Origin of the sequence: Citrobacter sp. TBCS-14, assembly GCF_005280805.1 — a bacterium.
GTDB classification, from domain to species: domain Bacteria; phylum Pseudomonadota; class Gammaproteobacteria; order Enterobacterales; family Enterobacteriaceae; genus Citrobacter; species Citrobacter gillenii.
The window spans coordinates 1-26,275 of record NZ_SZWM01000169.1 but is presented as its reverse complement, the minus strand read 5'-3'; the positions used below and the strand labels follow the sequence as shown (position 1 = coordinate 26,275).

Annotated in this window: 22 protein-coding genes; 10 read left to right on the top strand and 12 right to left on the bottom strand. The window is 52.7% G+C overall.

The genetic code is table 11. The features are described 5' to 3' along the window. Position 1: 1 nt before the first annotated feature. The 3 genes from rsuA to FDX22_RS08585 all read left to right on the top strand — a co-directional run bounded on the left by rsuA (position 2) and on the right by FDX22_RS08585 (position 2,576). Positions 2-691, top strand: coding sequence for a 16S rRNA pseudouridine(516) synthase RsuA (gene rsuA, locus FDX22_RS08595; RefSeq protein ID WP_255432817.1), 690 nt, complete (start codon positions 2-4; stop codon positions 689-691). A gap of 15 nt (positions 692-706) precedes the next feature. Further along, complete coding sequence (locus tag FDX22_RS08590; protein ID WP_135911718.1) at positions 707-1,903, top strand: Bcr/CflA family multidrug efflux MFS transporter; 1,197 nt, start codon at positions 707-709, stop codon at positions 1,901-1,903. A gap of 328 nt (positions 1,904-2,231) precedes the next feature. After that, complete coding sequence (locus tag FDX22_RS08585; protein WP_029139605.1) at positions 2,232-2,576, top strand: YejG family protein; 345 nt, start codon at positions 2,232-2,234, stop codon at positions 2,574-2,576. A 3-nt stretch (positions 2,577-2,579) separates the two neighbouring features. On the opposite strand, the gene yejF is transcribed toward FDX22_RS08585, so the two are convergent. From yejF to FDX22_RS08540, 9 genes are all read right to left on the bottom strand, one after another. Next, a complete protein-coding gene (gene yejF / locus FDX22_RS08580) occupies positions 2,580-4,169 on the bottom strand; it encodes a microcin C ABC transporter ATP-binding protein YejF (protein WP_115258007.1) in 1,590 nt (529 codons plus the stop codon). A 1-nt stretch (position 4,170) separates the two neighbouring features. Beyond that, a complete protein-coding gene (locus FDX22_RS08575) occupies positions 4,171-5,196 on the bottom strand; it encodes an ABC transporter permease (RefSeq protein ID WP_096756454.1) in 1,026 nt (341 codons plus the stop codon). Continuing rightward, positions 5,196-6,290, bottom strand: a complete 1,095-nt coding sequence (locus tag FDX22_RS08570) for a microcin C ABC transporter permease YejB (protein ID WP_096756455.1) — start codon at positions 6,288-6,290, stop codon at positions 5,196-5,198. Before FDX22_RS08570 ends, FDX22_RS08575 begins: the two co-directional genes overlap by 1 nt. After that, complete coding sequence (locus FDX22_RS08565; RefSeq protein WP_115258010.1) at positions 6,291-8,150, bottom strand: extracellular solute-binding protein; 1,860 nt, start codon at positions 8,148-8,150, stop codon at positions 6,291-6,293. It abuts the gene before it with no gap. 58 nt (positions 8,151-8,208) lie between these two features. After that, entirely contained in the window at positions 8,209-9,771 is a 1,563-nt protein-coding gene (locus tag FDX22_RS08560; protein WP_135911720.1) for a cyclic di-GMP phosphodiesterase, read from the bottom strand. Between the two features lie 182 nt (positions 9,772-9,953). After that, on the bottom strand, positions 9,954-10,523 hold the full coding sequence (mepS, locus tag FDX22_RS08555) for a bifunctional murein DD-endopeptidase/murein LD-carboxypeptidase (protein ID WP_096756458.1): 570 nt from the start codon (positions 10,521-10,523) through the stop codon (positions 9,954-9,956). Between the two features lie 413 nt (positions 10,524-10,936). Continuing rightward, positions 10,937-11,650, bottom strand: a complete 714-nt coding sequence (locus FDX22_RS08550; protein WP_115258012.1) for a phosphatase PAP2 family protein — start codon at positions 11,648-11,650, stop codon at positions 10,937-10,939. A gap of 33 nt (positions 11,651-11,683) precedes the next feature. After that, positions 11,684-12,670 (bottom strand): GTP-binding protein, encoded by a 987-nt coding sequence (locus FDX22_RS08545; RefSeq protein WP_137399828.1) that lies wholly within the window; start codon positions 12,668-12,670, stop codon positions 11,684-11,686. 119 nt (positions 12,671-12,789) lie between these two features. Beyond that, positions 12,790-14,256 (bottom strand): mannitol dehydrogenase family protein, encoded by a 1,467-nt coding sequence (locus FDX22_RS08540; RefSeq protein ID WP_146717048.1) that lies wholly within the window; start codon positions 14,254-14,256, stop codon positions 12,790-12,792. Positions 14,257-14,458: 202 nt separating this feature from the next. On the opposite strand from FDX22_RS08540, the gene uxuA reads away from it, so the two are divergent. Continuing rightward, the gene (gene uxuA / locus FDX22_RS08535) at positions 14,459-15,649 is read left to right on the top strand and encodes a mannonate dehydratase (RefSeq protein WP_146717047.1); all 1,191 of its coding nucleotides are present in this window, start codon (positions 14,459-14,461) and stop codon (positions 15,647-15,649) included. Positions 15,650-15,695: 46 nt separating this feature from the next. Here the strand turns inward: uxuA and FDX22_RS08530 are convergent, their stop codons facing one another. Further along, positions 15,696-17,168 (bottom strand): PLP-dependent aminotransferase family protein, encoded by a 1,473-nt coding sequence (locus FDX22_RS08530; RefSeq protein ID WP_137362808.1) that lies wholly within the window; start codon positions 17,166-17,168, stop codon positions 15,696-15,698. 166 nt (positions 17,169-17,334) lie between these two features. Between FDX22_RS08530 and torC the strand changes: the two genes are divergently transcribed. Genes torC through torD form a run of 3 tightly spaced genes read left to right on the top strand, consistent with a single transcriptional unit; the run spans position 17,335 to position 21,598 of the window. Beyond that, entirely contained in the window at positions 17,335-18,462 is a 1,128-nt protein-coding gene (gene torC / locus FDX22_RS08525) for a pentaheme c-type cytochrome TorC (protein WP_137362809.1), read from the top strand. 15 nt (positions 18,463-18,477) lie between these two features. Continuing rightward, on the top strand, positions 18,478-20,976 hold the full coding sequence (torA, locus tag FDX22_RS08520; protein WP_146717046.1) for a trimethylamine-N-oxide reductase TorA: 2,499 nt from the start codon (positions 18,478-18,480) through the stop codon (positions 20,974-20,976). Beyond that, positions 20,966-21,598, top strand: coding sequence for a molecular chaperone TorD (gene torD / locus FDX22_RS08515; RefSeq protein ID WP_146717045.1), 633 nt, complete (start codon positions 20,966-20,968; stop codon positions 21,596-21,598). The genes torA and torD overlap by 11 nt, the downstream gene beginning before the upstream one ends. A 56-nt stretch (positions 21,599-21,654) precedes the next feature. Here the strand turns inward: torD and yeiP are convergent, their stop codons facing one another. After that, complete coding sequence (yeiP, locus tag FDX22_RS08510; protein ID WP_096756467.1) at positions 21,655-22,227, bottom strand: elongation factor P-like protein YeiP; 573 nt, start codon at positions 22,225-22,227, stop codon at positions 21,655-21,657. 157 nt (positions 22,228-22,384) lie between these two features. Here yeiP and FDX22_RS08505 point away from each other — a divergent pair, with 157 nt between their 5' ends. Next, positions 22,385-22,639: a YkgJ family cysteine cluster protein gene (locus FDX22_RS08505; protein ID WP_096756468.1), complete on the top strand. Its 255-nt coding sequence runs from the start codon at positions 22,385-22,387 to the stop codon at positions 22,637-22,639. On the opposite strand, the gene setB is transcribed toward FDX22_RS08505, so the two are convergent. Beyond that, positions 22,636-23,817 carry a sugar efflux transporter SetB gene (gene setB / locus FDX22_RS08500; protein ID WP_135911727.1) on the bottom strand — a complete coding sequence of 394 codons (1,182 nt, stop codon included), beginning with the start codon at positions 23,815-23,817 and terminating at the stop codon, positions 22,636-22,638. The two genes, FDX22_RS08505 and setB, sit on opposite strands and share 4 nt — an antisense overlap. A 368-nt stretch (positions 23,818-24,185) precedes the next feature. Between setB and fruB the strand changes: the two genes are divergently transcribed. Both fruB and fruK read left to right on the top strand, forming a co-directional pair. After that, positions 24,186-25,316, top strand: a complete 1,131-nt coding sequence (gene fruB / locus FDX22_RS08495; RefSeq protein ID WP_146717044.1) for a fused PTS fructose transporter subunit IIA/HPr protein — start codon at positions 24,186-24,188, stop codon at positions 25,314-25,316. Next, complete coding sequence (fruK, locus tag FDX22_RS08490; RefSeq protein WP_003834544.1) at positions 25,316-26,254, top strand: 1-phosphofructokinase; 939 nt, start codon at positions 25,316-25,318, stop codon at positions 26,252-26,254. The genes fruB and fruK overlap by 1 nt, the downstream gene beginning before the upstream one ends. The last annotated feature ends 21 nt before the right edge of the window (positions 26,255-26,275 follow it).

The window sequence follows — 26,275 nt, the reverse complement described above, 5'->3', positions numbered from 1 at the left end:
TATCGCTCAGCAACTCGGCGTCAGCCGCGCTATTGCCGGGCGTGAAATCCGTGGTAACCGCGTTACCGTCGATGGCGAAATCGTCAGAAATAGCGCCTTTAAACTGCTGCCAGAACATGACGTCGAATACGACGGTAATTCACTGGCTCAGCAAAATGGCCCGCGCTATTTTATGCTCAACAAGCCTCAGGGCTATGTGTGCTCCACGGAAGACCCGGATCATCCGACAGTGCTTTATTTCCTCGATGAACCTGTTGCCCACAAGCTGCATGCGGCAGGGCGTCTGGATATCGACACCACCGGGCTGGTACTGATGACCGATGACGGTCAGTGGTCACACCGCATCACCTCCCCGCGTCACCATTGTGAGAAAACCTATCTGGTGACGTTAGAGTCGCCGGTGGCGGAAGATACCGCCGAACAGTTTACTCGTGGTGTACAGTTGCATAACGAAAAAGATCTGACAAAACCGGCGGTGCTGGAAGTGATTACGCCAACCCAGGTGCGCTTGACCATTAGCGAAGGGCGCTATCATCAGGTTAAGCGTATGTTTGCCGCCGTTGGCAACCATGTTGTGGAACTGCACCGTGAGCGAATCGGCGCCATCAAACTGGATGACGATCTTGCGCCCGGCGAATACCGCCCCTTGACTGAAGAAGAAATCGCCAGCGTTAACGTAACCCCTCGTTAATTTCAGGAGCTAAATGTGACCACCCGGCAGAACTCTTCAATTGCCATTGTTTTTATCCTTGGCTTGTTGGCCATGTTAATGCCGTTGTCGATTGATATGTATCTTCCGGCGCTGCCGGTGATCTCTGCTCAGTTTGGCGTGCCTGCGGGCAGTGCGCAAATGACCCTCAGTACCTATATTTTGGGGTTTGCAGTGGGGCAACTGATCTACGGCCCTATGGCAGACAGCATCGGGCGTAAGCCGGTGATTCTGGGGGGTACGCTGGTGTTTGCGGCGGCGGCAGTCGCCTGCGCGCTGGCACAAACTATCGATCAATTGATCACTATGCGTTTCTTCCACGGTCTGGCGGCTGCGGCGGCGAGCGTGGTGATTAACGCCCTGATGCGCGATATTTATCCGAAAGAAGAGTTTTCACGCATGATGTCCTTCGTCATGTTGGTCACGACGATTGCGCCGCTGCTGGCGCCGATTGTCGGTGGCTGGGTGCTGGTATGGTTAAGCTGGCACTACATCTTTTGGATCCTGGCCGTGGCGGCAATTCTGGCTTCGGTGATGATTTTCACCTTGATCAAAGAGACCTTGCCCGTTGAGCGACGCCAGCCGTTTCGTTTGCGTACCACAATGGGCAATTTCGCCTCGCTGTTTCGCCATAAGCGCGTGTTGAGCTATATGCTGGCCAGCGGATTTAGTTTTGCCGGGATGTTCTCGTTTCTCAGCGCTGGTCCCTTTGTCTACATTGAGATCAACCATGTTTCGCCGCAGAACTTTGGCTATTACTTTGCGCTGAACATTGTCTTCCTGTTTGTGATGACCATTATTAACAGCCGCTTTGTTCGGCGGGTTGGGGCATTGAATATGTTCCGCACCGGGCTGTGGATCCAGTTTGTTATGGCGGGCTGGATGGTATTTAGCGCGCTGTTCGGGTTGGGCTTCTGGGCGCTGGTGGTCGGTGTTGCGGCGTTTGTTGGTTGCGTATCGATGGTGTCATCTAACGCGATGGCAGTGATCCTCGATGAGTTCCCGCATATGGCTGGCACGGCGTCGTCGCTGGCGGGAACCTTCCGCTTTGGCATCGGTGCCATTGTAGGTGCGCTACTGTCACTGGCGACCTTTAACTCGGCCTGGCCGATGATCTGGACGATTGCCTTTTGTGCGTCCTGTTCCATTCTCTTCTATCTCTATGCCAGTCGAGCCAAAAAAACGGTGATCTAATACACAACCTGGGGGGCATTTGCCCTCCGGAGTTGATGTACATCAACCGCTAATCTATCTATTCCCCTGGTTATGTTTATTTTATGTAAAATCAATTTATGTAAAAAGTCACATCATTGTAGTTAAAAAGGTTGAGTTAGATCGCAGAAACGCGTACATATAGCCCGGAAAACTGCCAGAACCGTTGAATAAATTTAAATATTGGGTTCGGAAAGTGGCATACGGACAGGGTGTAAACGTTTGCCAACTGTCTAAAGACGTATTGTCAATGATGTGTTAATATTGATGTAAAATAATTGTGAAGTAATTGTACTTCCAGGGAAAGAAAGTGATGACATTACAACTCTCAATCGTTCACCGTCTGCCGCAGTGCTATCGTTGGTCGGTGGGTTTCGCAGGTTCAAAAGTTGAACCGATTCCGCAAAACGGCCAGAGCAATGAGAATAGCCTGGTAGCGCTCAAGTTACTCAGTCCGGACGGTGACAGTGCGTGGTCGGTAATGCATAAACTCAGCCAGGCGTTGAGCGACATTGAAGTTCCGTGTTCCGTACTGGAATGTGAAGGGGAGCCGTGTCTGTTCGTCAATCGTCAGGATGAATTTGCAGCGACCTGCAGACTGAAAAATTTCGGCGTGGCTATCGCAGAACCTTTTTCAAATAATAACCCATTTTGAGCGTCAGCTTAGCGCGAGCAGCTGACGCGTATAGGCTTGTTGTGGCGCGTTGAAGACGTGCTCGCATTGCCCCTGTTCCACGACCTCTCCTTGCCGTAGCACAATAACCTGATGGCATAGCGCACGTACAACATGCAAATCGTGGCTGATAAAGATGTAGGCCAGGCGATGCTTTTGCTGTAATGACTTAAGCAACGTCAGGATTTGCGCCTGGACGGTCCTGTCGAGTGACGATGTCGGCTCATCCAGAATAATCAGCGATGGTTTTAAAATCAGTGCTCTGGCAATCGCAATACGTTGACGCTGACCACCGGAAAACTCGGCAGGGTAACGATGCCGCGTGTCGCTATCCAGGCCGACTTCTGCCATTACTGCTTTCACCTGCGCTTCACGTTGCTCGGCAGACAACGTGGGTTGATGCACGCGTAACCCCTCTTCAATAATCTGTAACACGCTCAGGCGCGGGTTCAGCGATGAGTTAGGGTCCTGAAAGACAACCTGAATGCGGTGGCGTACCGGCAACAGTTGACGGCGGTTTAAGGTATGCAGCGCCTGACCATCGAATACAATACGACCTTGTGAGGCGATGAGCCTCAGCAGTGCCAGACCGGTGGTACTTTTCCCCGATCCTGATTCGCCAACCAGTCCCAGCGTTTCTCCCGGTTTCAGAGAAAAACTGACGTTGTTGACCACCACGTTATGGTCCACCACGCGCTTAAGCAGCCCTTTACGGATGGGGAAAGCGACGCGAAGCTGCTCCACTTCCAGCAAGGGGGGTTGGCCGGTGGGTAAAGGCACTGGATCGCCGGCAGGTTCACTGTTGAGCAATTTCTGCGTGTAAGGATGGGTGGGGGCAGAAAGCAGTTGCCCGGCACGGTTTTGTTCAACGCACTGACCGTTTTGCATCACCGCAACGGTGTCAGCTAACTTTTTGACGATACTGAGATTATGGGTGATGAACAGCAGGCCCATATTCAGCTCGCGTTGTAGCTCGCGCAGCAGTTGCAGGATTTGTGCCTGCACGGAAACATCCAGTGCGGTGGTGGGTTCGTCGGCAATCAGCAGTTCAGGGCGAGTGAGCAGCGCCATGGCGATCATCACGCGCTGACGCTCTCCGCCGGAAAGCTGGTGCGGGAAATCCGCCAGACGCTTGGCGGCCTGACGGATCCCGACGCGATCCAGACAGGTCAAGATCTCTGCCCGTGCGGCTTCCCGACGCATCCCCCGATGCAGCGACAACACTTCATAGAGCTGTTTTTCCAGAGTGTGCAGCGGGTTAAGCGACACCATTGGCTCCTGGAAAATCATGGCGATTTTATTCCCCCGTACGCCGCGTAGCGTTTGTTCGCTGGCGTGGAGTAGTGATTCACCGTGAAAGCGGATATCACCGGCAAGATAGACCGCCGGAGGTGTGGGGAGCAAACGTAAAATCGAGAGTGCGGTGACGCTTTTACCCGAGCCGGACTCGCCCACCAGTGCCAGGGTTTGCCCGGCTTCGACGTGCAATGAAATTTCGTTCACCACGGTACGTACGGTTCCCTGCTGACGAAAACCGACCGATAAATTGTCAATGGCTAACAGAGGTTGCGTCATCTTATACCGCCTTGTTAGGATCAAATGCGTCGCGTACCGCTTCACCAATAAAGATCAGCAGTGATAACAACAGGGCTACCGACACGAATGCGGTGATCCCAAGCCACGGTGCCTGTAAGTTGTTTTTTCCCTGCAACAGCAGTTCTCCGAGCGACGGGGAGCCGAGCGGTAAGCCGAACCCCAGAAAATCCAGCGAGGTCAGTGTGGTAATTGAGCTACATAAAATAAACGGCAAAAAGGTCAGCGTGGCGACCATCGCATTCGGCAGCATGTGGCGCAGGATAATGCTGCGATCGCTCACGCCGAGCGCCTGTGCGGCGCGGATGTAATCAAAGTTTCGTGTGCGTAAAAACTCTGCGCGTACCACGCCGACCAGGCTCATCCAGCCAAACACGACCGTAATGGCCAATAGCCACCAGAAGTTAGGTTGGACGACGCTGGAGAGCAGGATTATCAAAAATAGCGTCGGCATCCCGGACCAGACTTCAATGAAGCGTTGCCCCCACAGGTCCACCTTTCCGCCGTAATAGCCCTGCAGCGCACCGGCCATCACGCCCATGACGCTGGAGCACAGGGTTAACATCAAACCAAACAGGATGGAAATGCGGGTCCCATAGAGGATGCGCGCCAGTACGTCGCCGCCGTTGGCATCGGTGCCCAGCCAGTTTTGTGCGGACGGCGGGGAAGGGAAGGGGGTGTCGGTGGCAAAGTTAATGCTGGTGGCGCCAAAGCGCACGGGTGCCCACAGGATCCATCCCTGGCTTTCCAGACGCTGCTGCAGCCACGGATCCTGATAATCTGCTTTGGTGGCTAACGGGCCGCCGAAATCGCTTTCACTGTAGTTTTTGACCAGTGGAAAGTACCAGCTGCCGTCATAGCGCACCAGCAGAGGCTTATCATTGGCAATCAGTTCGGAACACAGGCTTAAGCCGAACAGCAGCAGAAAAATCCACAGCGACCAGTAGCCACGGCGATTGTGGCGAAAACGCGCCCAGCGGGCCTGATTGACGGGGCTTAAGCGCGACATTAGCGTCCCTCGAAATCAATACGCGGATCGACCAGCGTATAGCTAATATCACTGAGGATATTGAGCAGCAGGCCGATCAGCGTGAAGATATAAAGCGTACCAAACATCACCGGATAGTCGCGTGACACGGTTGATTCATAGCCCAGTAATCCCAGACCGTTCAGCGAGAACATGACTTCAATCAACAGTGAGCCGGTGAAAAACATACTGATGAAGGTGGCTGGGAAACCGGCTATCACCAACAGCATGGCGTTACGAAAGACGTGTTTGCGCAGAATGTTTTTCTCGCTAACGCCTTTAGCGCGCGCGGTGACGACATACTGTTTGCGAACCTCATCCAGAAAGGAGTTTTTGGTCAGCATCGTCAGTGCGGCAAATCCACCCACCACCGTTGCCAGCACCGGCAGGGTGATATGCCACAGATAATCGGTGATTTTTTGATACCAGGGCAGAGCGTCAAAATTGGCGGAAACCAGACCGCGTAGCGGGAAAAGGTCGTAATAGCTGCCGCCGGCAAAGAAAACGATCAATAAAATTGCAAATAGGAATGCGGGGATGGCGTAGCCGATAATAATGAATGCGCTGCTCCACACGTCAAAGCGGCTGCCGTTGTACACCGCTTTGCGGATCCCCAGCGGAATCGACACCAGATAGATAATCAGCGTACTCCATAATCCCAGCGTGACGGAGACGGGCAGGCTGTCTTTGATTAATGTCAGGACCGAGGCGCTGCGAAACAGGCTGTCGCCAAAATCGAAGCGGATATAGTTCCAGAGCATGTTGAAATAACGTTCGTGAATCGGTTTATCGAATCCGTAACGGCGGGTGATTTCAGCAATCACTTCCGGATCCAGGCCGCGACCACCACGATAATTGCTGTCGCTGATGTTCCCGACGCCGGTTTGCGCGTGGCTGGCACGCACACCCTCACTACCGGCGCCCGGCAGTGCGCCACTTTGCCCGAATTCAATGGCGGCGACGGCCTGCTCGACCGGGCCGCCTGGGGCAATCTGCACAATAAAAAAGTTGATGGTAATGATGGCCCAGAGCGTCGGGATCACCAGCAGCAAACGTCGAATCAGATATGCGCCCATTTATTCTCCCTGTCGTCTGGCAGCGGGAAGTTTGGCCGCTTTGTTGACGTCATACCACCAGTTGTCCACGCCGATGGTGTAAATCGGGCGAACGGCAGGCTGCGAAAATTTGTCCCACCATGCCAGCCGATCTTCGGCCATAAACCACATCGGCAACATGTAATAATTCCAGGTTAACACGCGGTCCAGCGCGCGTCCCAGCGGGATAAGTTTTGCTTTATTACCTTGCGCCGCAATGATCTGGCTAATCAGCTTATCAATGACCGGGCTTTGCACGCCGGGAGCGTTATAGCTGGAATCAATATATTCGGAGGCCCACAGAATTTGCAGATCCGAGCTGGGCCACGGCATCGCGCGATACAGCCTTGGCATCATGTCATAGTCGCGGCTGCGCAGGCGGTTGGTGATTTGTGAGTTATCGACCTGGCGGATATTCATCGTAATGCCCAGCCGCTGCAGGTTATGCTGAAACGGCAATACCCATTGGCTGTTACTGCCTGCCGGGAGCAACAGCTCAAAAGTCAGCGCTTTGCCGCTGGTGATGTTGACCCGCTGCTGCCCCTTCAATACCCATCCGGCCTTGTCCAGGAGTGCACTGGCCTTCAGCAGGTTTTCACGATCGTAACCGTCGCCTTTTGATGTGGGTGGCTGATAGATTTGGCTGAAGACTTCGGGAGGCAGATCGTTTTTCATCGGCGCAAGTAGCACCAGTTCATCCGCGTCGGGATAATTTTTGGCGGCATATTCGGTGTTCTGGAAATAGCTGGTCGTCCTGCTCCAGGCATTATAAAACAACGCCTTATTCATCCATTCAAAATCAAAGGCCAGCGTGATCGCTTCACGAACACGGCGGTCGCTGAACACCGGACGCTGGATGTTAAACGCTAACCAGCGCGTATCCTGCGCCGACTCGTTTTTTTGTTCGGCTTTGACGATATACTGTTTTGTGAAGTTCTTACCGGTATAACGTGTTGCCCAGTTTTTGGCATCGTTCTCAAGACGCAGGTCAAATGCACCGGCTTTAAATGCTTCAAAGGCCACGTTGTCATCAAGGTAATAGTCGTAGCGGAGGGTATCAAAATTCCAGCGCCCACGATTAACCGGCAGGTCAGCGGCCCAGTAATCTTTGACCCGTGAGTAGACGATATACTGCCCCATTTTCCATTGGGTGATGCGGTAAGGTCCGCTGGCAAGGGGGGGGGAGGATAACGGGTCGCTGAGCTTGTGATCTTTCCAGTATTTCTCAGGCATCACCGGTAATGAAAACAGGCTGAGCATGTCTTCTTTACCCGGTTTGGCTAACTCAATTCGCACGGTTAACGGGGCGATCGCTTTAACGGTGGTCCCTTTGTATACCAGACGAAACTGCGGCACGCCTTCGGTCATAAATTTGTGGAAGGTAAAGGCAACGTCGCGGGCGGTGATCGGCGACCCGTCGTGAAAACGCGCGCGCGGGTTAATGGCGATTTCAACCCAGGAATAGTCGTCCGCGTAGCGGGCTCTGTCGGCAATGAGCGGGTAATAGCTACCGGGTTCATCATCGGAAGTGGTAAACAGCGCATCGTAAAGTGATTCAGTCCGGGCGCCGGGATTCCCTCGCATCGAGTAGCGGTTGAAATTGTCGAAGGTGCCGATGGACGAGAGCGTGATTTGCCCACCTTTGGGGGCAGCGGGATTCACATAGTCGAAGTGGGTAAAATTGAACGCATACTTGGGTTCGCCCAGTACAGAAAAAGCATAGCTTTCTTTGATGGACTGAGCCTGAGCGCTAAAACCTATAACGGTGAAAAATAGCAGCAGTACGCGAACAATCCTATGCACGGTTTTTCCTTTTCTTGTCCACCAGCCGATGGACCTCATGTCCGAGCCTCGGGGAGGTTCCGGTAAGCGTAGTGTATCGACGAATCGCACTGTGCGATCACCACTTTGGCATATCTGGCTTCGCCATCCAGCGTACGAAATCAGCCAGCTTTAACGGACGGCTGACCCAGTAACCCTGGAAGAAATGCACGCCGCGATCGCGCAGCCACCGGGCCTGCTCCTGCGTTTCTACGCCTTCAGCAACCGTCAGCATATTGAGGCGTCTGGAGAGTGTCAACACGGCATCCAGTACCGGCGACGTCAGCGTCTCGGTACCAATGGCATTGATAAATCCACGGTCAATCTTCAGGTAATCGACCGTAAAACGTTCCAGATAGATAAGGGCACTATGGCCGGTGCCGAAATCATCAATGGCAATTTCGAGCCCGGCAGCATGCAGCCATTCAAAAATTTTCGTGGCTTCGTGCTGATCGAGCATATCGCGTTCGGTGATTTCCAGTACCACCTGAAAGTAGTTGGCGGGTAACGAGGCGCTCAGTTCCTGAATATCTGCTTTGAAACTCTCACCATGCAAATGTGAAGGCGCGATGTTGATCCCCAATTTTGCGCCCTTGGGGAGTACTTTTTGTAGGGCAGGGGCATCGCTGGCCACCAGCTTAAAGAGATGCTGCGTGAGTGGCACAATCATTTGCTGCGATTCGGCGTAATGAATAAAGGCATCAGGCGGGATCTCGCCCGTCGTTGGATGACGCCAGCGTAATAAGACTTCTACGCCTTTTACCTCCAGCGTTTGCATCTCCATGACCGGTTGGTAGACCACATAAAACTGATTGTGCTTGATGGCGTTCAGAATATCTTTCCCGGGCCGTAAACGGAGGGTGTAGATGTAGTACCAGACAAGCAGGGCCGCCATAATCCCAGCCATGCATCCCAGCATGAGGGAATACCAGATATCGTTATACGTCCACTCTTCTGCGTACAATCGAACGGTCACCGGCAGGCCGTCAATCGTCGCCTGTCGTGGGGTTGAGGCATCAGGAAGATCGGAGACGGGTATCAGGTGAGCTGAAAATGTCGAAATAGCCGTCTTGCCCACGATAATAGCAATACCGTCAAAATCATCTTGCCGGGCGGTATAGAGAAGATAGGGGGCCAGATTGATGTTCAGTGAACTAAATACGCCGCTATTCGGTAAGGCAGGATGACGATACCAAATCATTATTGCGGGTTTGTCAGGCACCATCGGCGTACCCGGGAGCAGGGCCACATCGATATCGTGGTTGATATTAATCGACGGCATCAGCTCCTGGATGGGGGTGTTCATGGGGCCCGTTGCGGAAGAGCAAAATGCGATGCTGTCTTTTACCAGCAAAAAAGCCCGTACGTTCAGGCTAAAGGCCGCACTGGAGGTTAGTTTCGTGGCAACTTGTTGGCAACTGTCAGTGACCAGGGGTTGTAGTTCATCGGTGGTCGTTTTGAGTTCTGAGAAGTAACTTTTGACGTAATTCTGTATATCGGAGAGCAGCGTGTCATACTTCACCTCTCGTTTATGCCACGAGACGAAAAATTGCAGTGTGCTGACGAGTAAGGCGACGACGAGCCCCGTTAAAATACAGGTGATCAGGATTTTCCGACCGGAAGAAGAGGCACGTTTGAACATAGTTCTTTATGTTTACCTGCAGTAACTGCTTATTATTAAACCGCTTAATTTGTAAGACTATAGCCTGGATTGACGCTTATCGTGAGATTTTTCTGTTGTGTAAAAGAAAAGCAAAAAGCACCGCCTAAGCAGTGCTTTTGATTTGTCTCATCAGGATAGCCAAGGGATAGCTGCCAAACGAATTAACTGCGACTCAGAACCCGGCGGGCTTCGTTGTAACGCTTTTTCCAGTAAGGCTCGTTCATACTGGAAATAACAACGCCGCTGCTGGTCGAGGCATGTACAAACTGGTTGTTACCGATATAAATACCGACGTGACGGCCCGTAGAGCCCGCACGGAACAGAACCAGATCGCCGGTGCGCAGATTGGTGCGCGAAACGGATTTACCCGTTTCCTGTTGTTCGTAGGTTGAGCGAGGAAGCTCTAAACCAAATTGTTCACGGAATGTACGCTGTACAAAACTTGAACAATCAATCCCTTTCTTAGTGCTGCCGCCAAGGCGGTAACGCACGCCTTTCCAGTCAGCGTATTGGTCCATAATACGAGATTTAACATCGATATTACGTACCATACTTTCAAATTCATCCTGAGAGGCTTGCAGTGAAGAGTTATCTCCATTGCCCACAGCATGCGTCTCAGAATGCATATTCTTGGCGGTGTTCGTTGTGCTACATGCAGAAAGCAGAACCGCAACTGCTATCGCGGGTATGCCCCGCAAGATATATCTCAAAATCGGTTGAGATTTGACCATGTTGTTTGTTTTCCCTTGAAGTCCTTAACGATAAATATCGTTATAAAAAATGCCAAACGTGACGAGACTAATTACCTACGCACGATGAGACAATTCTTTATGGTCAAATCTGTGGTAGAACGCACAAATTTATTCGTAAAGAGAATAATTATCTCGCGAGGCAAAACGAGTTCGAGATTACCCGATCGCCACAGTCATTGCGAGTGATTTTACGTGATTTCTTATAAGAAAAATTGATACAGAAAGTGAATAAACGGCATTGGCTAAATTAAGAACAATTAGGCTGAAAAACACGCAATTCATTCATTTTCAACAGGAATAAGATGACAAGAGAATGACAGTCAGCAAGAGAGATTATCGTCAGATATCATCAGGGAATCAGAAGTATCCCTGATGATGTTAATTACTCTGCATTATTTGTTTAAAAAATGTTTGTTTTTACCGGGGAGATAATTCGTGAACAGGGTGACCAAACGGTCGCTTAATGGTGTCATTAGCCACCAGGGCAGGCCAATCAAAACGACGGTCATCGAACCGACCACGATATCAGTAAGCCAGTGAGCACCAATCATTACGCGAGGAAAGGCAAAAACCACAGCGATAATAAGGCCGATTAATCCTGCGACTTTTCCGAAATACCGCAGCATAAATGCGGAAAAAATAAGCAGCATCATGCCGTGATCGCCCGGGAAGCTGTCTCTTGACGCATCTTTGGTTGAAATATGCAGCAGCTCGCTGACACGATGAATATTATCCAGCATCAGCGTTGGACTGGCGCGTTTAACCGGAATAAGCGCCTGGCCTAACTGATTTAATACCACCGCCGTGAGCAGCATCACCAGACCAATTGCGATGATACGGCGGCGACCGTCCGGGGTTTCTTTGCGCCAAAAACTCAGCATCAGGGCACCCATTGCCAGCAGCGAGCAGCCGTCAAACGCGCGGTTGTTGGTGATTGCGACAACCCACAGGAACATTGGGCTGTCGACCAGTTTTTGGTTGAAGAAATGGAAAACACCAAAATCGATGGAATACCAGAACCCATGTCCGGCTGGAATATACCAGGACAGAAACAGCGCCAGACCTGCGATATTAAGCAGGAGAATAAAAGGGTATCGGGTTTTCATCGTCGTTCACCATTGCCAAAATCGCAGGCAACCTTACGCGTTAGCGTCTAAACGAAGCTTCAACAATGCACCCTGTAACGCGTTCCAGTCAGTCTCGGTGTCCGAGATGAGTTCAATACGGCTGTCCGGAGGTGCGACGTTTTGGGTCTCAATGTGCCAGTCATCACCCTGACGGTTGATGCGTACCAATCCTTCCTTGATTCGCATGACGCCTTTTACGCGACCTACCGGCGCGAGACGCGACCATTCCAGCAGGCCGATGGTATCGAACACGGTGTCCGCATCGAAAATCCAGCCGCAGGCCTGATGCCCCTGACCGCTGTTGAGACTACGACGCCAGCGCTGCTGTGCCGGCAGGCTCAGTGCCGCCAGCCCTTTTTTGTCGGCATGCTGGTGGGTGTGTGCCGCACTTGTGGGAAGCTCTGCCAGATTCAGACGCGGTAAATCCAGTAACTGCGTGTCAATGTGTCCATGGTCGGCATGAACCAACTGACGGTGACCGCCGTAGTGCTGCCACCAGGTTTGCAAGGCATGTTCACTTTCAGCCGTAGCGCGATCGGTTTTGTTGGCGACGATAACGTCAGCGGCGGCCAGCTGGTCGCGGAAATTCTCATTGGCGACGCTTTTTTCATCCAGCAGCAGGCGAGGGTCAAGGATACAGAGTGTCGCGCGCAGATCGATCCACGGTTCGTAAACCGGGGCGGTGAGTAAATCCAAAATCTGTTTTGGATGCCCGAGGCCGGTAGGTTCGATCAATAACCGGTCGGGTTTGCCCTGACGCAGTAACGTATTAAGGCCTACCTGCATCGGCAAACCGTTAACACAACACATGCATCCTCCGGGGATCTCTTTTAGCAGTGCGCCGCTGTCGGCCAACAGCGCGCCGTCAATACCGACTTCGCCAAACTCATTGACCAGCACAGCCCACTTCTCAGCGGGATCTTTGTTGGCGAGTAAATGAAGAATAGAGGTGGTTTTACCGCTGCCGAGAAAACCGGTAATGAGGTTGGTTTTGGTCACGTTGGCTCCAGAATCATCAAATGCTGTTATAGCGTTCAACAATCCTGGCGAAAAAAGGATAAAAAGAGAAGGGCAGAGAGGACGAAGGCGTGCTTCGTCCCGCTGAATGGCAGAAATTGTTAATTTTTTAACGTCTGCATGACGGCCTGATGCGCGCCATATTGCGCAATATTCTGCCAGGCCTGCTCGATAGCTTCGACGAATTGCGGATTTTGCACCAGATCGGGGGCAAAAATCTCGCGCAGGGAAAGCAGTGCGCTGACGCGCTCTGATAGGGAACTGTGCTCGACAAGCGCGCGGATCTTATCACGCAACGGATCGCGCACATCAATGGCTGCACCCGCATCATCAATGCCGCTCACGTAGCGCATCCAGCCCGCAACGCCCAGTGCCAGCAGAGGCCAGTCGCTTTGCCGTGATAAATGTACGCGGATCCCTTCCAGCATTCTTTGCGGCAATTTTTGGCTGCCGTCCATCGCGATTTGCCATGTCTTATGCTTCAGTGCGGGATTGGCAAAACGTTGCAGCAGGCTTTCGGCATACTGATTTAGATCGACGTTAGTGATGTGCAGCGTGGGGGCCTGCTCCGTCATCATCAGACGGTAAGCCGCTTCACGAAAGGCGTTGTCCTGCATGCAATCGCTGATGTGCTGAAACCCGGCCAGATAGCCAAGATAGGCCAGAAATGAGTGACTGCCGTTTAGCATCCGCAGTTTCATCTGTTCCCACGGCAGCACGTCATCAACCATCTGGACACCGGCGGTTTCCCACTGCGGGCGGCCGGCGACAAAATTGTCTTCAATCACCCACTGGATAAACGGCTCACAGCTGATGCCACAGGGGTCAGCGATGCCCAGCGCTTGGGCAATTTCTTCCAGCGATTCGTCGGTTGCGGCAGGGACAATTCTGTCGACCATGGTGCCCGGAAAACTGACCTGCTGTTGTATCCACGCCGCCAGCTCAGGCGAACGTTTTTGCGCCATGCCCAGGATCGCGTTTTTCACCACATGTCCGTTGTCCGGGATGTTATCGCACGAGAGTACGGTAAACGGCGGTAATCCGCGTTCGCGTCGGCGATGCAGGGCTTCGACGATAATGCCCGGCGCTGAGTGCGGTTCATCCGGCGACTGCAAATCATGAATAATGCGTGGGTTTGTGACATCAAGCGACCCGGTGGACGGATCAATACAGTAGCCTTTTTCCGTGATGGTTAACGACACAATCGCCACCTGCGGTTCACAGAATTTTTCAATAATGGCCGCCAGCGAATCCAGCGTGGCGTTCAGGCATTCGTTAACGGCACCTATCACTATCGGTTGATTGCCGTCAGCACCTTTTTCTAACACGGTATACAGATGATCCTGCTCACGAAGCTGGCTCATCAGCCGATCGCCGCTGAACAAGCTGATCTCACAAATCCCCCAGTTTCCTCCCTGCGTATTGAGTACGCGATTGGTCAACAATGCTTGATGAGCACGGTGAAAAGCACCGAAACCAAAATGTACGATCCGCGAGGTTAAGCGTTGGCGATCGTACTGAGGCATCTGTACATTTTTGGGGAGTGAAGCCGAGGCAATTGTCTTCATTAAATACACCTGATTAACCATTAATTAACAATGGCAGTATAAAGTTATATGACAGCAAGTTAAATTGGTGTGCCTTATTTATCCGGGGAATGTGAGCTGGATCAATCAATCATCGGCGTTCAGTTGATCATCCACCCGATGCCTGTATGGTAGTCGTCATGCAGCTAACTTAATTTGGTATAACAACTTGTGAGGTGAAGCAATGGAACAAACCTGGCGTTGGTACGGACCTAACGATCCGGTATCGCTTGATGATGTGCGTCAGGCTGGCGCAACCGGTGTTGTGACCGCCTTGCACCACATTCCTAATGGTGAAGTGTGGCTGGTAGAAGAGATTCAAAAGCGACAGGCTATTTTGGCTGAAAAGGGGCTGACCTGGTCGGTGGTGGAAAGCATTCCCGTTCACGAAGACATCAAAACCCAGTCTGGACAGTATCAAACGTGGATCGCCAATTATCAGCAGAGTATCCGTAATCTAGCGACCTGCGGCATTGATACCGTGTGCTATAACTTCATGCCGATCCTCGACTGGACGCGCACTGACCTTGAATATCAGCTCCCGGACGGTTCTAAAGCCCTGCGCTTCGATCAAATTGCTTTTGCGGCCTTTGAGCTGCACATCCTGCAGCGCCCCGGTGCGGAAGCGGATTACACCGCAGAAGAACAGCGTCAGGCCCTGGATTATTTCAATGCCATGAGCGAAGCCGATGTAGAGAAGCTGACTCGCAATATTATCGCCGGTCTGCCGGGTGCAGAAGAAGGTTATACGCTGGACAAGTTTCGCGCGCGCCTGGCGGAGTATGACGGTATCAGCAAAGACGATCTGCGTAATAATATGGCCGTATTCCTGCGCGCAATTGTGCCGGTAGCTGAAGAAGCAGGCGTGCGCCTGGCCGTGCATCCTGACGATCCGCCGCGCCCGATCCTCGGCCTGCCGCGTATTGTTTCCACCATTGAAGATATGCAGTGGTTGAAAGAAACAGTAGACAGCATCTATAACGGCTTCACCATGTGTACCGGTTCTTACGGTGTACGGGCGGATAACGATCTGGTGAAAATGATTGAAACCTTTGGCGATCGTATTCACTTTACGCATTTGCGTTCGACCTGCCGTGAAGATAACCCGAAAACCTTCCATGAAGGTGCTCACCTGCAGGGCGACGTAGATATGGTCTCTGTGGTGGCGGCGATCCTGCGTGAAGAACAGCGTCGTAAGAAGGCGGGCGATCTGCGTCCTATCCCAATGCGTCCGGATCACGGGCATCAGATGCTGGACGATCTGCACAAGAAAACCAATCCGGGTTACTCCGCAATTGGTCGTCTGAAAGGGCTGGCAGAAGTTCGTGGCGTTGAGCTGGCGCTGAAACAAACGCAGTTCCGCGATCTGCTGTAATGGCATCAACAGGGATTGGGCGAGTAGCTCGATCCCTGTTCTGCCTTCAGGGCTGAATTAACGCCTGCTCCAGCACTCTCAGCACTTTATTGATCTGCGGTAACTGCAACCCGCCAAAACCGAAAAACATCACCCCGGCGTTGTTCTCCTTGCGCCAGATTTCTTCTGAACCATTTTCAATGTCCTGTAACGTATCAAAGCGAACACCTGCCTGCAGGCAGCGCTGTTGCAGCAAGGCGATGACGTCGGGCGAGCGATCGATGTGTAACGAGAGATGCAGGCCCGCCGTTGCGCCGTCAATTTTTCCGTCGGGGAACAGCGCAGAAAGACCGTCCCGGAGAAGCGCGAGCCGGGACGCGTAGCTGCAGGCCAGTTTGCCGAGGTGGGTATAAAAAACCTGATTTTGCATTAACTCAGCGAGAAACTGCTGCAATAACCACTGGCTGCCGTTGTTGTTTAACGCTTTCATATTCTGCACTGCCGGGAGCAGTTCATCCGGGCAAATGAGATAGCCAAGACGCGCACCCGGCCCCAGCGTTTTTGAGAATGTCCCCATATAGATCACCCGATCGTGATAATCCATGGCTTTCAGCGCGGGGAGGGGATTTTCTCCGTACGTAAAAACGGCATCATAATCATCTTCGATAATGTACGCCCCGACACGCTGCGCCCAGGTCAGCAACGACAGACGCCGCTCCACTGAAAGCACGCTCCCCATCGGATACTGATGTGCGGGCGTTACGTAACAAAGTTGGGTTGCATATTCGGGTAATTTATCCGTGCACAGTCCCTGATTATCCACCGCGATAGGCGTAATGTCGGCACCGTAGTAATTAAACAGATGCCAGGCTCCAGAATAACAAGGGGATTCGGTCACAATATGGCACTTTTTCTCCTGACTTGCCGCGTGATGAATAATAAATATTTGGCTGAGCAGTGATAACCCCTCCTGAATTCCGTTGGTAATAATGATGTTTTCTGCGCGAGTATTAATTCCCCGGGATAGATTAAGGTATCTGACCATTTGCTCACGCAATGAAAATAATCCATTTGGTGAATGATATCGGGTAAACAATTGCTCTTTTAGTACGCTGGGAGCATTATTCCATTTTCGCCAGCTTGACCAGGGAAAGGCATTGGGATCGGGGACGCCCATCCGGCAATAAAAATCCCGTCCCATCTCACCGTAAACATCGGTGGAAACGCCTGCAGGCTCAGGCTTTACCGGCGGTGAACCCTGGGCTAACGGTATGTGTGCCGCGGGTGTACGTACTGGTGTAGTGAAGATCACTTCATAGCCAATACCCTGTCGGCTCTTAATCAACCCTGCCGCCATCAATTTTTCATACGCCATAACGACTGTGATTTTGGCCACGTTCAGCGCCTGCGCCTGCTCGCGGATAGAAGGAAGTTTGTCCCCGCACAGCAAATTCCCCCGCTGAATAGCCTGAAAATAAAATTGAAAGATCTGCAATTGCAGCGATGTACGGCTTTCTCTGTTGAGAAACAGTGCCAGCATGAGAAATTCCTTATTAAAACGATAGCCGCATATTACGAGTTTCCATTTTTAACTATTTTGACTCGCCTCATAGAGTGAACGCTGTTCCTATACTCTGCTGCCGGTGTCTCTATTCTCCTTTTTTAATATCCCTTAGCGTGTCGCTATTAAAATAAGGGAGCCAAATATGTCGTGGATGAGAAAGAACGCACTATGGTGGGCATTCGGTGGAGCCGTTGCCATGGCCTTTGCCATTTGGGGAACGTGGCAAGGCGTGCATTACACCAGTAGCACCGAGTTTTGTTTGTCGTGCCATTCGATGCGTACGGTGGGGGAGGAATATCAGACCAGCATACATTTTCGCAATGCCTCCGGCGTGCGTGCCGAGTGTAAGGATTGCCATATTCCACCAGGCATCGTTCCGACGCTTCTGCGCAAAACGGAAGCCTTGAACGATCTCTACCATACGTTTATTTCCCCGTCGATTGATACGCCTGAAAAGTTTACTGCCAAACGGGCAGAACTTGCCCAGCGGGAGTGGGCGCGAATGAGCGCCAATAATTCAGCGGCCTGTAAATCCTGCCATAGCTATGAGGCGATGGATCACGGCAAGCAATCGACGAATGCAGCGGCACAAATGACCGCAGCGGCGGCGAAAGACAGCAACTGCATTGACTGTCACAAAGGTATTGCCCATCACAAGCCTGATATGAGCAGCGGCTTTCGCGATCGGTTTAAGCAACTCCAACGCCAGGGAGAGACGCCGTCGGAGGCGACCACGCTGTTTTCGTTAGGCGAGAAAGCCCTGACGGCAACGGCTGGGAGTCCCGCCGGTAAAGCGCTACTTTTTCCGGCCACCGAAGTCAGAGTGCTGAAAAAAGAGGGCAGTAATGTCCAGTTGGAAGTGACGGGGTGGCGTGAAAGCAAAGGCCGTGGGCGGGTGATCACGCAGTTTATGGGCAAACGCGTTTTCTCCGCGGTGCTTGATGATTCCCTGATGGCAAACGTAAAAATTCTGCAAACCCAGGTTGACCCAGATTCGCACCAGCAGTGGCAGCAAGTGAGCGTGACCGCATGGACCTCCGCGCAGGGGCTTATCACCAGTATTGCACCGGTGTGGGAATACTCGGAACAAATGCTGCAATCCACCTGCAGCGCCTGCCACAGCACACCGCCGACCATCCGTTATACCGCCAATGGCTGGATTGCCGGACTAAAAGCGATGTCGACCTATTACCGGCTTAATCCGGTGGAAGAACGCACGCTGTTGAAATACCTCCAGACGCACGCCAGCGATGTGCCTGCCCCCCAATAATAAAGAGGATAATGTATGGATATTCACGATTTTAATCCGTCCCGTCGCCGTTTTCTGAGCGGTATGCTGGCGGTAGGTGCCGCCAGTGCGCTGGCGCCGAACCCGCTGATATCAAAGGTATGGGCGGCAGGAGAAAACCCTGAGCAGTGGATCCAGTCCGGCTCGCATTACGGCGCTTTTGAAGCCAAAGTGGTCAACGGCGAGTGGACCGAAACCCGGCCCTTTAAACACGACAAATATCCGTGCGATATGCTGAATGCAGTACGTGAAGTGGTCTACAACCCTTCGCGAGTCCGCTACCCGATGGTTCGTCTGGACTGGTTACGTAAGCGTGAAAAATCAGACCGCAGCCAGCGCGGTGATAACCGTTTTGTGCGGGTCAGTTGGGATCGGGCGCTGGATCTGTTTTACGAAGAGCTGGAGCGGGTGCAAAAAAACTACGGATCTTCCGGTGTCTTTACCGGGTTGGCCGACTGGCAAATGGTGGGTAAATACCATAAAGCGGGTGGCGCAATGGATAGGGGGCTTGGCCTGCACGGGAGCTATGTCACCACCGTTGGCGACTACTCGGCGGCGGCTGCACAGGTCATCTTGCCGCATGTGATTGGTTCGCTGGAAGTCTACGAGCAGCAAACCTCGCTGCCGCTGGTGATTGAGAATACCCATACCATCGTGTTGTGGGGCTGCGATCCGATTAAGAATTTGCAGATAGAATTCCTGGTACCCGACCACGAAGCGTTTGGCTACTGGCAGCAGATTAAAGAGTCGGTCGCACAGGGCAAAATGCGCGTCATCAGCGTTGATCCGGTGCGCAGTAAATCGCAAAACTATCTGGGTGCTGAACAACTGGCGCTGCGACCGCAAACCGATGTTGCTTTGCTGCTGGCGCTCGCGCACACCTTGTATGAAGAAAAACTGTACGACACGGCATTTATTAACGATTACACCGTCGGCTTTGAACAGTTTTTACCGTACCTGACGGGCGAGACTGACAAGCAGGTGAAAAACGCCGAATGGGCAGCCCAAATCTGTGGCCTGAGCGCAGAACAAATCCGTGACTTCGCCCGCCTGCTGGTGAAAGGCCGCACGCAGTTTATGGGCGGCTGGTGCGTCCAGCGTATGCACCACGGAGAGCAGTATCCCTGGATGCTGGTGGTGCTGGCGAGCATGGTCGGACAAATTGGTTTACCGGGCGGCGGCGTAGGATTTGGCTGGCACTACAACGGCGGTGGAACGGTAACGTCGGCCGGGCCTGTGCTGTCGGGGCTGGGAAGTATTAACAATCCCCCAGAGGCGAAATATAAAGCGGATTTTCGTGGCGCATCGGCGCATATTCCCACCTCGCGTATCGTCGACTGCCTGCTTGCGCCGGGTAAGAAAATTGCCTTCAACGGTGAAACGTTAACCTGGCCTGATATCAAAATGGCCGTCTACAGCGCGGCCAATCCGTTCCATGCGCAGCAGGATCGCAACCGCATGATTGAGGCATGGAAGAAGCTGGAAACCGTCGTGGTATTAGATCACCAATGGACTGCATCCTGTCGTTTTGCCGATATTGTCCTGCCCGTCACTACGCGCTTTGAGCGGAATGACATTGAGCAGTTTGGTACCCATTCGAATAAAGGACTGATGGCGCTGCGTCAGGTGGTGAAACCGCAATATGAGGCACGTCACGACTTTGACGTATTTGCCGGGCTGTGTAAGCGCTTTGATAAAGAAGTGGCATATCGTGAAAACCGCGATGAAATGCAGTGGATACAAGCGCTTTATGACGAAGGCGTGAAGATGGGCGCATCGCTCGGCGTCACCTTACCGGACTTTGATACCTTCTGGAAAGGGGACGGATATATTGAATATCCGGCGGGGCAGCCGTGGGTGCGGCACGGTGAGTTCCGCGATCAGCCCGATCTTAATCCGTTAGGCACCCCGTCGGGGCTTATCGAAATCTACAGTAAAACCATCGCGGGTTTTCAATATGAAGATTGTCCAGGACACCCGGTGTGGATGGAGCCGTTTGAACGTAGCCATCAGGGCAAGACGAATAAATATCCGCTGCATCTGCAATCCTGTCACCCGGACAAGCGTCTTCACTCGCAGTTATGCTCCAGCGAGGCGTTTCGTAACACCTACGCGGTGGCCGGCAGAGAACCGCTCTACATCAGCGAGCAGGATGCAACAGCCCGCGGTTTAAAAGCCGGAGATATTGCTCGCGTCTTTAACGCCCGAGGTCAGGTGCTGGCGGGCGTAGTGATTAGCGCCGATTTTCCCGCTGGCGTGATCCGCATTCATGAGGGCGCGTGGTATTCCCCGCAGGAAGGCGGGAAAGCCGGGACGCTATGCACCTATGGCGATCCGAATGTCCTGAGTGCGGATATTGGAACATCGCAGCTGGCGCAAGGCCCTTCCGCGCATTCCGTGCTGGTAGAGGTTGAACGCTTCCAGCAGAAGGCCCCGCAGGTAACCGCTTTCGGTGGACCTGAGACAGTGAAAGAGGAGGGGGCCAGTGCCGCATAATCACATTCATCAGCAGCGTGCAGCAGTATATCAGTGGTTTTCGCAACTGCTGTTTCGTGAACTGGACGAGAAGCAATTAGCCCGTCTTGAGAGCGAGGAGAGCCGGGAGTGGATGACCTCACTGACGGGGATCCCCGGACTGGCTGCTGACGTCAAAAAGTTAGCGCGTAGTCTGGCTCAGGTGCTGCGGCGCGAATGCCGACAACTGGAGCTGGCGGCCGATTTTGCTTCACTGTTTTTGCTGTCCCCTCCACAGAGCGTGTCTCCTTATGCAGGGCATTATCCGCACACGACGGCACCTGAAGAACGACGGCAAATGAATGTGCTGTTAGTCGAACAGGGGCTGGCTGCGCGGGAGAATGAACCTGCCGATCATATTGCGGTACAGCTGGCGTTAATGGCGAAAATGGTAGACAAAGAGCAGAGCGTCGCTGAGCAATATTACTTTTTGCATCATCATATTATGTGCTGGGCATCATTGTTCCGGGATAGCTGTCTGCATCGCGACGGCGAGGGCTTTTACCCTCAGGCGGTTAATGTCATCGTGCGTTTTATGCGCGAGGATGAGCAGTATCTGGAATCATTATTGATGGATGATTTTTATCTCAGCAGTCAGCGCTGAAAACAGCAAAGGGACAGCGTGCGCTGTCCCTTTTAGTCTGTGTCTTAGCAGGAACGTTAGTCTGCACGCCCCATATAACGGCGTTCTTCGATATGAATGCGGATTTTCTCACCGGCACTCAGATACTCAGGAACTAGGATCACCAGGCCGGTGGTCAGGGTGGCTGGCTTGTTACGTGCACTGGCTGACGCACCTTTAATGCCAGGTGAGGTTTCAACGATCTCAAGGTCTACGGTCTGCGGCAGTTCAAGCGCCAGCAGTTGGCCATCCCAGGTCAGCACCTGCATGTCCGGCATTCCGCCTTCCGGGATAAACAGCAACTCTTCTTCGATCTGGTCTTTGGTGAAGGTATACGGGGTATAGTCTTCTTTATCCATAAAGACATATTCGTTGCCATCGACGTAAGAGAAATCAACACCACGACGGCTCAGGGTGACGGTATCCACAATATCGTCGCCTTTGAAGCGCTCTTCGACTTTTAGGCCGGTACGGACATCAGAAAAACGCATTTTGTACAGCGTGGCTGCACCACGTGCGCTCGGTGATTGAATATCAATGTCTTTTACAATCAGCAGCTTGCCGTTGTAGTTAAGTACCATACCTTTTTTAATTTCGTTCGCTCTTGGCATCGAAAAAATCCTGTAGTGAGGAGTGTCTAAAATATCGCGTCAAACTACTCGCGCCGGGTCATTCAGGCAAGCGGAATTCGCACTTTTGCGGGTGCAAAAAAGGTGGTACTGTTCGCTACCTACACAATCCGCGGGTTTACCTTAAAGAGAATATTGTATGGAATGCCGTCCGGATTGTGGCGCATGTTGCACTGCGCCTTCTATCTCCAGCCCCATCCCCGGCATGCCTGAGGGCAAGCCCGCCAATACGCCATGCGTTCAGCTTGATGAATTCCTGCGCTGTAAAATTTTTGGTTCCGCACTGCGGCCAAAAGTGTGTGCAGGCTTACAGCCCAGCGCTGAAATGTGTGGCCAGACAACGCGCCAGGCTATGGTGTACCTTATTGAGCTTGAAGCGCTCACCGCACCTTAAACGTCTTTGATCCGCGCCAGGCAAAAGACCGTGGCGATAATCATCACCAGCGCAAACCAGAACACCGCATGGTAGTTCCAGATTTCAGCGGCAATACCGGCCAGCGATCCGGCAATAATCCAGCCCACGCGGATGGTGTTGGTGTAAAGAGTGGTTGCAGAGCCCGCCTGTCCTGGCATTAAGTCCTGGAAATAGAGCATGCCAATACCGCCGAGGATACCGATGTAAATCGCGTTCAGCAGCTGCAAGCTGAGCAGAATGACCGGCGAATGCGCCAACAGCATTCCGGCATAAAAGAAGAAACCGGCGACCACGGCGATCCGCATCAACAAACGCTTGCCCAGACGTTTAGCAAAGTATCCGGCAATGAGCATCGTCGGTATTTCCAGCCCGGCAGCGGTGCCCATCATAATGCCTGCGAGTTTTTCCGGCAGATGCAGTTCGTTGATGATAAACAGTGGCATATTAATGATGTACAGGCTGTTGGTGCCCCACATTAATGTGCAGATAGCGAACAGCAGCAGCGTATCGCGCCGGTTACGACGCGGGGCTTCCACCGCGCCCGTGGCGAGGGCGGCATTTTTGTTCATCGACGGTAAGAACAACCACACCATGACGCCGCAGACGATAAACGCAACGGCGGCACTCAGATACATCACCGTAAAGCTGAAACCCATAGCCAGCGCGTAAGCTAACGGCGGGCCAATCACCCATGCCAGCGAAACCTGAGCACGCAAAATAGAGCTGAACATGACGGCTTCCCGGCCCGTGCGGTCAGCATGCTCGCGGGCGAGGGCAAACATTTGCGGGTTAGCGGTCGATCCAAAGCTACTGAGGAAGACGCCGACAAACAGCAAAATAAAATAGTTACGGTTCCAGGCAAACAGCACACAGGCCAGCATCCCCAGTACGCAGCAAAAAACGATCAGATTTTTGCGATCGCCCTTCTTATCAGAACGCCCAGCTAAAAACTGGCTTACCAGGATGCCGATGACAGCGCTACCGGTAAAAAAGAAACCGACCATACCCGGACGGGCATGAACTTCATCGGTCAGAAAAAGGCTGAGCGTAGGGGTCTGCAATGCGCCGGCGATACCCGTAAGAAAAGCGACAAGCAGGAACGCCGAAGACGTTAAATCAAACGACTTGGGGGAGGCGGCTACCGGGGTGTTATGCATGTTTCAATATCTGTGATGTGAAGAGACGCGGAGTTTACGCTGCCTGTCAGAAAATAAACAGGGCGCGAAATCAAAATCGGCATGAAAAATCAAAATAGCATTTCAGTCTCTAAAAACAGTCTGCTGACGTTGCTGAAATCGATAACTTAGCTTCCTTTCTATGTCAGCAATTATTGATGCACAGAAGAAAAAATGTGCGTTATATCTAAATTCAGCAAGCAAATTGCTAACTTTACTTGCGTGCTGAAGCAGAAAGCGCAAAACTTCTTGAAACGTTTCAGCGTCATCTTTTCTTAAGTGTTGGAGTTGGGTGGCGCCTTTTTTCTCATGTTAGCTGAATCGTTTCAATTCAGCAGGAGAGGAGAACCATGTTCCAGTTATCTGTTCAGGATATTCACCCGGGCGAACAGGCCGGAAATAAAGAAGAGGCCATTCGCCAGATTGCTGCCGCGTTAGTGCAGGCTGGCAACGTGGCGGAAGGCTACGTCAACGGCATGCTGGCGCGCGAGCAGCAAACATCTACTTTCCTCGGCAACGGTATTGCTATTCCTCACGGTACCACGGACACCCGTGACCAGGTGTTGAAAACCGGGGTGCAGGTATTCCAGTTTCCGCAAGGTATTACTTGGGGTGAAGACCAGGTTGCATATGTGGCTATTGGTATTGCGGCCAGCTCCGACGAACATCTGGGTTTGCTGCGTCAGCTGACACACGTACTCAGCGATGATTCGGTGGCTGAACAGCTGAAATCCGCCACCACCGCAGAAGAACTGCGCGCGTTGCTGATGGGTGAAAAGCAGAGCGAACAGCTCAAACTCGACAACGACATGTTGTCGCTGGACGTGGTCGCCGGTTCGCTGGTCACGCTGCAAGCCCTGAATGCCGCGCGTCTGAAAGAAGCGGGTGCGGTTGATGCTAACTTTGTTGCCACGGCTATCAATGAGCAACCGCTGAACCTCGGTCAGGGGATTTGGCTGAATGATTGTGCTCAAGGCAATCTGCGAAGCGCAGTTGCGCTCAGCCGAGCGGCAAATGCCTTCGACGTAGAAGGCGAGACGGCCGCGCTATTGGTGACCGTCGCGATGAATGACGATCAGCCCGTGGCAGTGCTCAAGCGCCTTAGCGATTTGCTGCTGGAAAATAAAGCTGACCGCTTGCTGAAAGCGGATGCAGCGACCGTACTGGCCCTGCTGACCAGTGATGATGCGTTAACTGATGATGTGCTGAGCGCAGAGTTTGTTGTGCGCAATGAGCATGGTTTACACGCCCGTCCGGGCACCATGCTGGTGAATACCATTAAACAATTTAACAGTGAAATTACCGTGACAAATCTTGATGGAACCGGAAAACCGGCAAATGGACGCAGTCTGATGAAAGTTGTGGCGCTGGGCGTGAAGAAAGGACATCACCTGCGCTTTACCGCCCAGGGCGAAGATGCTGAACAGGCGCTGAAAGCGATTGGCGAGGCCATCGCAGCCGGTCTTGGGGAGGGCGCATAATGAGCAGACGTGTCGCAACTATTACCCTGAATCCAGCCTATGACCTGGTCGGCTTTTGTCCGGAAATTGAACGCGGTGAAGTGAACCTGGTAAAAACGACCGGCCTGCATGCCGCGGGTAAAGGCATCAACGTTGCCAAGGTACTGAAAGACCTGGGGATCGACGTCACGGTGGGTGGTTTTCTGGGTAAAGATAACCAGGATGGCTTTCAGCAGTTGTTCAGCGAACTGGGGATTGCCAACCGTTTTCAGGTGGTGCAGGGGCGTACCCGTATTAACGTCAAGCTGACTGAAAAAGACGGTGAAGTTTCTGACTTCAACTTCTCCGGTTTTGAAGTCACCCCGGCGGACTGGGAACGCTTTGTGAATGACTCCCTGAGCTGGTTGGGCCAATTCGACATGGTCTGCGTCAGCGGCAGTCTGCCAACCGGCGTGAGTCCGGAAGCCTTCACCGACTGGATGACGCGCCTGCGCAGTCAGTGTCCATGCATTATCTTTGATAGTAGTCGTGAAGCGCTGGTTGCAGGTTTGAAAGCGGCGCCATGGCTGGTGAAACCCAACCGTCGTGAGCTGGAAATCTGGGCGGGCCGTAAGCTGCCAGAAATGAAAGATGTGATTGAAGCTGCGCATGCGCTGCGTGAGCAGGGTATTGCGCATGTGGTGATTTCCCTCGGTGCGGAAGGTGCATTGTGGGTTAACGCTTCTGGCGAATGGATTGCTAAACCGCCGTCAGTTGAGGTGGTCAGCACCGTAGGCGCAGGGGATTCGATGGTTGGCGGTCTGATTTATGGCCTGCTGATGCGTGAGTCCAGCGAACACACTCTGCGTCTGGCGACTGCCGTTGCCGCCCTGGCGGTAAGCCAAAGCAATGTCGGCATTACCGATCGTCCTCAGTTGGCCGCGATGATGGCGCGCGTCGACTTAAAACCGTTTAACTGACAGCAGGAGAGGCATAATGAA

Bases quoted from the DNA above. Each gene is read 5' to 3' on its own strand.
- mepS (WP_096756458.1), bottom strand. From the start codon at position 10,523: ATGGTCAAATCTCAACCGATTTTGAGATATATCTTGCGGGGCATACCC.
- FDX22_RS08540 (WP_146717048.1), bottom strand. From the start codon at position 14,256: ATGAAGACAATTGCCTCGGCTTCACTCCCCAAAAATGTACAGATGCCT.
- FDX22_RS08575 (WP_096756454.1), bottom strand. From the start codon at position 5,196: ATGTCGCGCTTAAGCCCCGTCAATCAGGCCCGCTGGGCGCGTTTTCGC.
- FDX22_RS08570 (WP_096756455.1), bottom strand. From the start codon at position 6,290: ATGGGCGCATATCTGATTCGACGTTTGCTGCTGGTGATCCCGACGCTC.
- FDX22_RS08530 (WP_137362808.1), bottom strand. From the start codon at position 17,168: ATGCTGGCACTGTTTCTCAACAGAGAAAGCCGTACATCGCTGCAATTG.
- uxuA (WP_146717047.1), top strand. From the start codon at position 14,459: ATGGAACAAACCTGGCGTTGGTACGGACCTAACGATCCGGTATCGCTT.
- FDX22_RS08505 (WP_096756468.1), top strand. From the start codon at position 22,385: ATGGAATGCCGTCCGGATTGTGGCGCATGTTGCACTGCGCCTTCTATC.
- FDX22_RS08560 (WP_135911720.1), bottom strand. From the start codon at position 9,771: ATGTTCAAACGTGCCTCTTCTTCCGGTCGGAAAATCCTGATCACCTGT.
- torC (WP_137362809.1), top strand. From the start codon at position 17,335: ATGTCGTGGATGAGAAAGAACGCACTATGGTGGGCATTCGGTGGAGCC.
- fruB (WP_146717044.1), top strand. From the start codon at position 24,186: ATGTTCCAGTTATCTGTTCAGGATATTCACCCGGGCGAACAGGCCGGA.
- setB (WP_135911727.1), bottom strand. From the start codon at position 23,817: ATGCATAACACCCCGGTAGCCGCCTCCCCCAAGTCGTTTGATTTAACG.
- FDX22_RS08550 (WP_115258012.1), bottom strand. From the start codon at position 11,650: ATGAAAACCCGATACCCTTTTATTCTCCTGCTTAATATCGCAGGTCTG.
- torA (WP_146717046.1), top strand. From the start codon at position 18,478: ATGGATATTCACGATTTTAATCCGTCCCGTCGCCGTTTTCTGAGCGGT.
- yeiP (WP_096756467.1), bottom strand. From the start codon at position 22,227: ATGCCAAGAGCGAACGAAATTAAAAAAGGTATGGTACTTAACTACAAC.
- FDX22_RS08565 (WP_115258010.1), bottom strand. From the start codon at position 8,150: ATGAGGTCCATCGGCTGGTGGACAAGAAAAGGAAAAACCGTGCATAGG.
- yejF (WP_115258007.1), bottom strand. From the start codon at position 4,169: ATGACGCAACCTCTGTTAGCCATTGACAATTTATCGGTCGGTTTTCGT.
- fruK (WP_003834544.1), top strand. From the start codon at position 25,316: ATGAGCAGACGTGTCGCAACTATTACCCTGAATCCAGCCTATGACCTG.